We start from the raw sequence: 5,135 nt of genomic DNA on the forward strand, positions 1-5,135 counted from the left end.
AGAATATTGGCCTGAAACTCGATTGTTAAGGTTCAAATTCAATCCCTGGCTTCGACCAGGTTAGTTTACTTTGTCTAAATACGAGATACTTTTGGGGGCACTAATTTGTGGTCTGAGATTATCGTCGTCCGTCTTAAATTATAGAAAGCGGAAGGAGTTGATGGGTTGAAACTGATCACGCCCCCTAAACAATCGCATGCGCTTTTTGCAGTTGTTGCATCCGCCAATAGACTCCTTTGGCCTGCAACAACTCCTGGGGTTGGCCTTGTTCAACAACCCGCCCCGCTTGCAGTACCAATACTTCATCGGCTGTTTCCGGGCCGGGCAGGCGGTGAGTGATGAGCAACGTGGTCCGGCCTTGCCGCAAGGTCTGGATGGTGCGCATGATCTCTTGTTCCACCAGCGGGTCCAGGTGGGTGGTTGGTTCGTCCAAAATCAGGAGGGGCGCATCTTTGAGCAGGGCGCGGGCGATAGCCAGCCTTTGCCGCTCGCCGCCGCTCAAGCGCAAACCCTGTTCGCCAATCCAGGTATCGTAGCCCTGGGGCAGAGCCTGGATGAACGCATGCAGTTGAGCCTGGCGGGCGGCTTGAATCAATTCCTCATCGCTGGCCTCGGGCCGGGCCAAAAGCAGGTTTTGTTTGATAGTTCCGTTAAACAAGTGCGTTCGCTGCGAAACAACGCCCATCAACCGCCGAATGTCCTCGGGCCGGTACCGGCGTAAATTGTGCCCGCCCAAATAAATTTCCCCGGCCTGATACTCCCAAAATCGCAGTAACAAATTGACCAGGGTTGACTTGCCCGCCCCGTTTGGGCCAACAATCGCCAGGCAGCGGCCAGGGGGTAACTCAAAACTGATGCCGTTGAGGGCTGGCGGGTCTTGCGGCCGGTAGCGGAAGCGCAAATCTTTGACCCTCAAACCGCAATCTTGCGGCTGCGGCGAGGTCGCGGTTATGGCCGGTATCTCTGGCTCGGCGTCAACAATTTCAAAGAGCCGGTCTGCGGCTTTGAGGCTTGCGGCCAGGTGCTGCCAGGCTTCCGGCAATGGGATCACTGCCTCAAAGCTGGCCATAACCGCCAGGGCCAACACCGCCAGGTAAAGGCCATTCACCTGCCCCCGGTTGACCAGGGGAATGGCGGCCAGCAGAAGGGCGATGGTGGCCCAATTGACGAGCAGGCCGGAGAGAGCCGTGTGTAAGCCCGTAATGCGGGCCATACGTTCTTGCAACTTGATTAACCGGCCACTCAAATGCCGTACTTTTTTTTGATGGCGGTTTGCGCCGCCAACAACAAGCAAATCGGCCAGGCCCTGGATACCCTCAATTTGAGTGGCGTTCAACTCGGCGCGGGTAGTTACCAGGCGTGGGCCGATGTTCCGGCTCAAGCAGTGCGTCAAAAGGGGGATGCCTATCCCGGCCAGCAGCAAAAAGCCTAACGTGGTGATGGCCAGCCAGACGTCAAAAGAAGCCAGCCAAAGCCACATTAACCCGGCCACCAGCCCGGCCACCACCGGCGGCGCAATCACCCGCACATAAAAGTGTTCCAGGCTTTCAATGTCGGCCACAATGCGGGTGAGCAAATCGCCGCTGCGATATTGCCCCAGCCGGGCCGGGGCCAGGGGTTCCAGACGCTGGTAGAACCATGTCCGCAGTTGGGCCAGTAGCCGGAAAGTGGTTTGATGCGAAACGTAACGTTCCAAATAGCGGAACACGCCCCGGCTCAGGCCAAAAAATCGCACGCCCACAATGGCCACTTGCAGTGCGGCAATGGAAGGGTGCAGGGCCGCCTTAGAGATAAGATAGGCCGACGTAGCCATCAGACCAATGCTGCTGCCAATGGTGGCAAAGCCCAGTAGCGCGGCCAAAGCTGACCACCATTTACAGGGAGCGATAAGTTTGAGCAAGCGTAAGGAGGTGGGCATTGTTACAGTTTTAGGTTTCTCCATAAACGGTCACAAATTGACGGTCACAAATTGACGGTCACAAATTGGCGGTCACAAATTGGCGGTATAAGCCTGACTGGCCCAGCAGGGTGTCGTGCGCGCCGCTTTCCACAATTTGGCCGGCCTGCATTACCAAGATGTTATCAGCCGTAGTCACTGTATTGAGCCGGTGGGCGATGATCAGGGCGGTGCGATTTTGCAGCAGCCGTTGCATAGCCGCCTGAATTTGCAGTTCGTGATCGGGGTCAAGGTTAGCCGTGGCTTCGTCCAGAATAAGAAAGGGCGCGTTTTTTAAAAAGGCGCGGGCCAGGGCCAGTCGTTGGGCCTGGCCGCCGCTTAGGTCCAAACCGCGCTCGCCAATCAAGGTATCGTAGCTCTGGGGCAAAGCTTCAATAAAGGGAGCGGCGGAGGCCAGTTGAGCCGCTTGCCTCACTGCCGCTAAATCGGCCTGGGGCCGGGCCAGGCGAATATTTTCGGCGATGGTGCCGGGGAAGAGATAGGGGTGTTGCGGCACCCAAGCTACCTGTGTCCGCCAGCCTGATAAGTCAAGGGCTGAAAGAGAGATGCCGTTTACCGTGATGCTGCCCTGTTGCGGGTCAATAAAACGCAGGAGCAAATTCGCCACCGTGCTTTTGCCAGCTCCACTTGGCCCCACCAGGGCCGCCTTTTGACCGGCAGAGATGGTCAGGGAGATACCGTTGAGGGCCGGGCGCCGGCCATCGTCGTAAGCGTAGTGGACGTTGGTGAAGCACAGGGTGAAGGGAGGGGGGGGAATGTCCTCTGCCCTACCCCCTCTCTGAGTGGCAGAGGGGGGCAAAGGCGTGTCGAGCACAGCAAAGATGCGTTGCGCCGTGGCCACGCCAGACATACCCGCATGAAAACGCGCGCCGAGTAGGCGGAGAGGAAGGTAGAATTCCGGGGCCAGGATAAGAATGAACAGAGCCTCGGCAAAGATGAACCGGCCATAGAGCAAGCGCAGACCGATTTCCACGGCCACAATAGCGATGCTGAGAGTGGCTACCAATTCCAGCACCAGGGCGGAAAGAAAGGCCACCCGCAGCACGCTCATGGTGGTTTGCCCAAAACGGTAGCTGACCTGGGCAATGGTTTTGGATTGCGCGCGGCTGCGACCCAAGATTTTAAGCGTAGCCAAACCTTGCAGCACATCCAGAAAGTGGGCGCTCATCCGGCTTAAGGCGGTCCACTGTCGCCGGGTCATTTTATCGGCCTGGTGGCCGATGAGGGCCATAAAGATGGGGATCAAGGGGGCGGTGAACAGCAGCACCAGGCCGGTGGTGGGATCCAGGGGAAAAACAACCATCAAGATGGTCAGAGGGATCAGGGCGGCTGTGGCTAATTGGGGCAGGTATTGGCTAAAATAGGCCTCGAGGGCCTCTATGCCTTGTACGGCGGTGTTGGCCAGTTCGCCGCTGCGCTCGCCGTGGGTGTAGGTTGGGCCAAGCGCCAGCAGGTGGGCGGTCAGGCGGTTGCGCAGGTTGCTTTTGACCTGTCCGGCCACGCGCTGGGCCGTTACCTGGCCGGACCAGGTGAAAGCGGCGCGAGCCACGCTCAAAACCAGCAGCGCCAGCAACAAGGGCTGCACCTCAACCAGCGTATGTTGTTCCAGGAAAACGCGGCTGATAACCCGGCTTAAGTAATACGCCTGGCCGATGATTACCATCCCTCCCAGCAAACTCAAAGTGATGGTCAGAATCAGGTTGAGTTGGCTTGAGCGAGCTTGCCGCCAGAGGCGTTTACTGAACATTTTCAACCGGACCAAGGTTCATTTACGAGGACGCATCATCCATCTATCCGCGTTTTCCAACTTTTCAAATCCCCCGTAGCGGCGGTAAAGCTCGTGCGCGTCGCGGGTGGCCAGCAAAAAGTTTCTGAGATTCTTTAAATCGGGGTGGTTGGTGACAACCTCAATCAGCCATTTGCCCAGGTTTTGCCCCTGGTGCGACTCCAGGATAAACACGTCGCACAACCAGACAAAGGTAGCGTAATCGGTAACCACGCGGGCAAAACCAACCAGGTTGTCTTGCTGGTCGTACAGGCCAAAACAGAGCGAATTTTTAATGGATTTAATGACGGTTTTCATTGAGCGTCCCTGCGCCCAATATGACCTCTGGCTCAAGTAGGCGTGAACGACGTTCAGGTCCAGCTTTCTTTTGTCGGTGCGGATAACATAGCCGTCCCGGGTGTATTCGGTGGTGTCCATTAGTACTCTAACTCGGTTTCACGCCCGATACGCTGGCGGAAGACCCAATAAGTCCAGCCCTGGTAGGCTAACACAATTGGCACAAAAATCAGGGCCACAATGCTCATTACAGTCAGGGTGTACGGACTGGAGGAGGCGTTGTAGATGGTCAGGCTCCAGGCGGGGTTGAGGCTGGAGACCATGACCCGGGGGTACAGAGCCATAAAGATGGTCAGGGTGGAGAGGGCGATGGTTAAACAATTCATCACAAAGGCCCAGCCAGGCCGGTTATGGTGGATGAACCAGCCCGCCGCCAACAGGGCGCCACCGGCGGCGAGGGGAATGATGCCGGGGTTGATGCCCAGGCGGGTAAAAGCATCGGTGGCAAAGTAGGTGGCAATAACAAAGGCAAAAACCAGCACCGTGGCTACCGGCCCCACCTTTTTGGTGGCGGCAACGGCTCGCGCGTCAAGGCCGTCTTTGGTTTTAAGGGTCAGGAAAATGGCCCCCTGCAACGTAAACACGGCCAGGGTGGTCAGCCCGCCAAGCAAGGTGTAGGGATTGAGCAGGTCAAAAAAAGTGCCAACATAAATCATGTTTTCGTCAATTTTTACGCCGTGCAGCAGGTTGCCCAGCGCCACGCCCCACAACAGCGCCGGGACAAAACTGCCGCCAAAGAGACACCAATCCCAGGTTTTGCGCCAGGGAGGGTATTTATCTTTGCTGCGAAACTCAAAGGCCACACCGCGGAAAATCAGGGCAAAGAGCATAAGCACCAGAGCCAGGTAAAAGCCGCTGAACATGGTGGCGTACCAATGGGGAAAGGCGGCAAAAATTGCGCCGCCGGCAGTAATTAACCAAACCTCGTTGCCGTCCCAGAAGGGGCCAATGGTGTTGATAACCATTCGGCGTTCCTGATCGTTTTTGCCCAGGAAGGGCAGCAGAATACCCACCCCAAAATCAAAGCCTTCCAGGATAAAGTAGCCAATAAACAGA

The 5,135-nt window shown here is 56.8% G+C and carries 4 protein-coding genes; all 4 read right to left on the reverse strand.

Annotation, left to right across the window (positions count from 1 at the left end; genetic code table 11):
• Positions 1-184 precede the first annotated feature (184 nt).
• On the reverse strand, positions 185-1,918 hold the full coding sequence (gene cydC / locus JW953_04885) for a thiol reductant ABC exporter subunit CydC (GenBank protein MBN1992016.1): 1,734 nt from the start codon (positions 1,916-1,918) through the stop codon (positions 185-187).
• 58 nt (positions 1,919-1,976) lie between these two features.
• Positions 1,977-3,704, reverse strand: coding sequence for a thiol reductant ABC exporter subunit CydD (gene cydD / locus JW953_04890; GenBank protein ID MBN1992017.1), 1,728 nt, complete (start codon positions 3,702-3,704; stop codon positions 1,977-1,979).
• Positions 3,705-3,722: 18 nt separating this feature from the next.
• Entirely contained in the window at positions 3,723-4,160 is a 438-nt protein-coding gene (locus JW953_04895; protein ID MBN1992018.1) for a GNAT family N-acetyltransferase, read from the reverse strand.
• Positions 4,160-5,135 (reverse strand): cytochrome d ubiquinol oxidase subunit II (gene cydB, locus JW953_04900; protein ID MBN1992019.1); only part of this gene is annotated, 976 nt, incomplete at its 5' end. The genes cydB and JW953_04895, both read right to left, overlap by 1 nt.

The organism is Anaerolineae bacterium (assembly GCA_016931895.1).
Lineage (GTDB): Bacteria > Chloroflexota > Anaerolineae > 4572-78 > J111 > JAFGNV01.

Excerpts from the sequence above, each read along its gene's own strand:
- JW953_04895 (MBN1992018.1), bottom strand. The coding sequence starts at position 4,160 with ATGGACACCACCGAATACACCCGGGACGGCTATGTTATCCGCACCGAC.
- cydD (MBN1992017.1), bottom strand. The coding sequence starts at position 3,704 with ATGTTCAGTAAACGCCTCTGGCGGCAAGCTCGCTCAAGCCAACTCAAC.
- cydC (MBN1992016.1), bottom strand. The coding sequence starts at position 1,918 with ATGCCCACCTCCTTACGCTTGCTCAAACTTATCGCTCCCTGTAAATGG.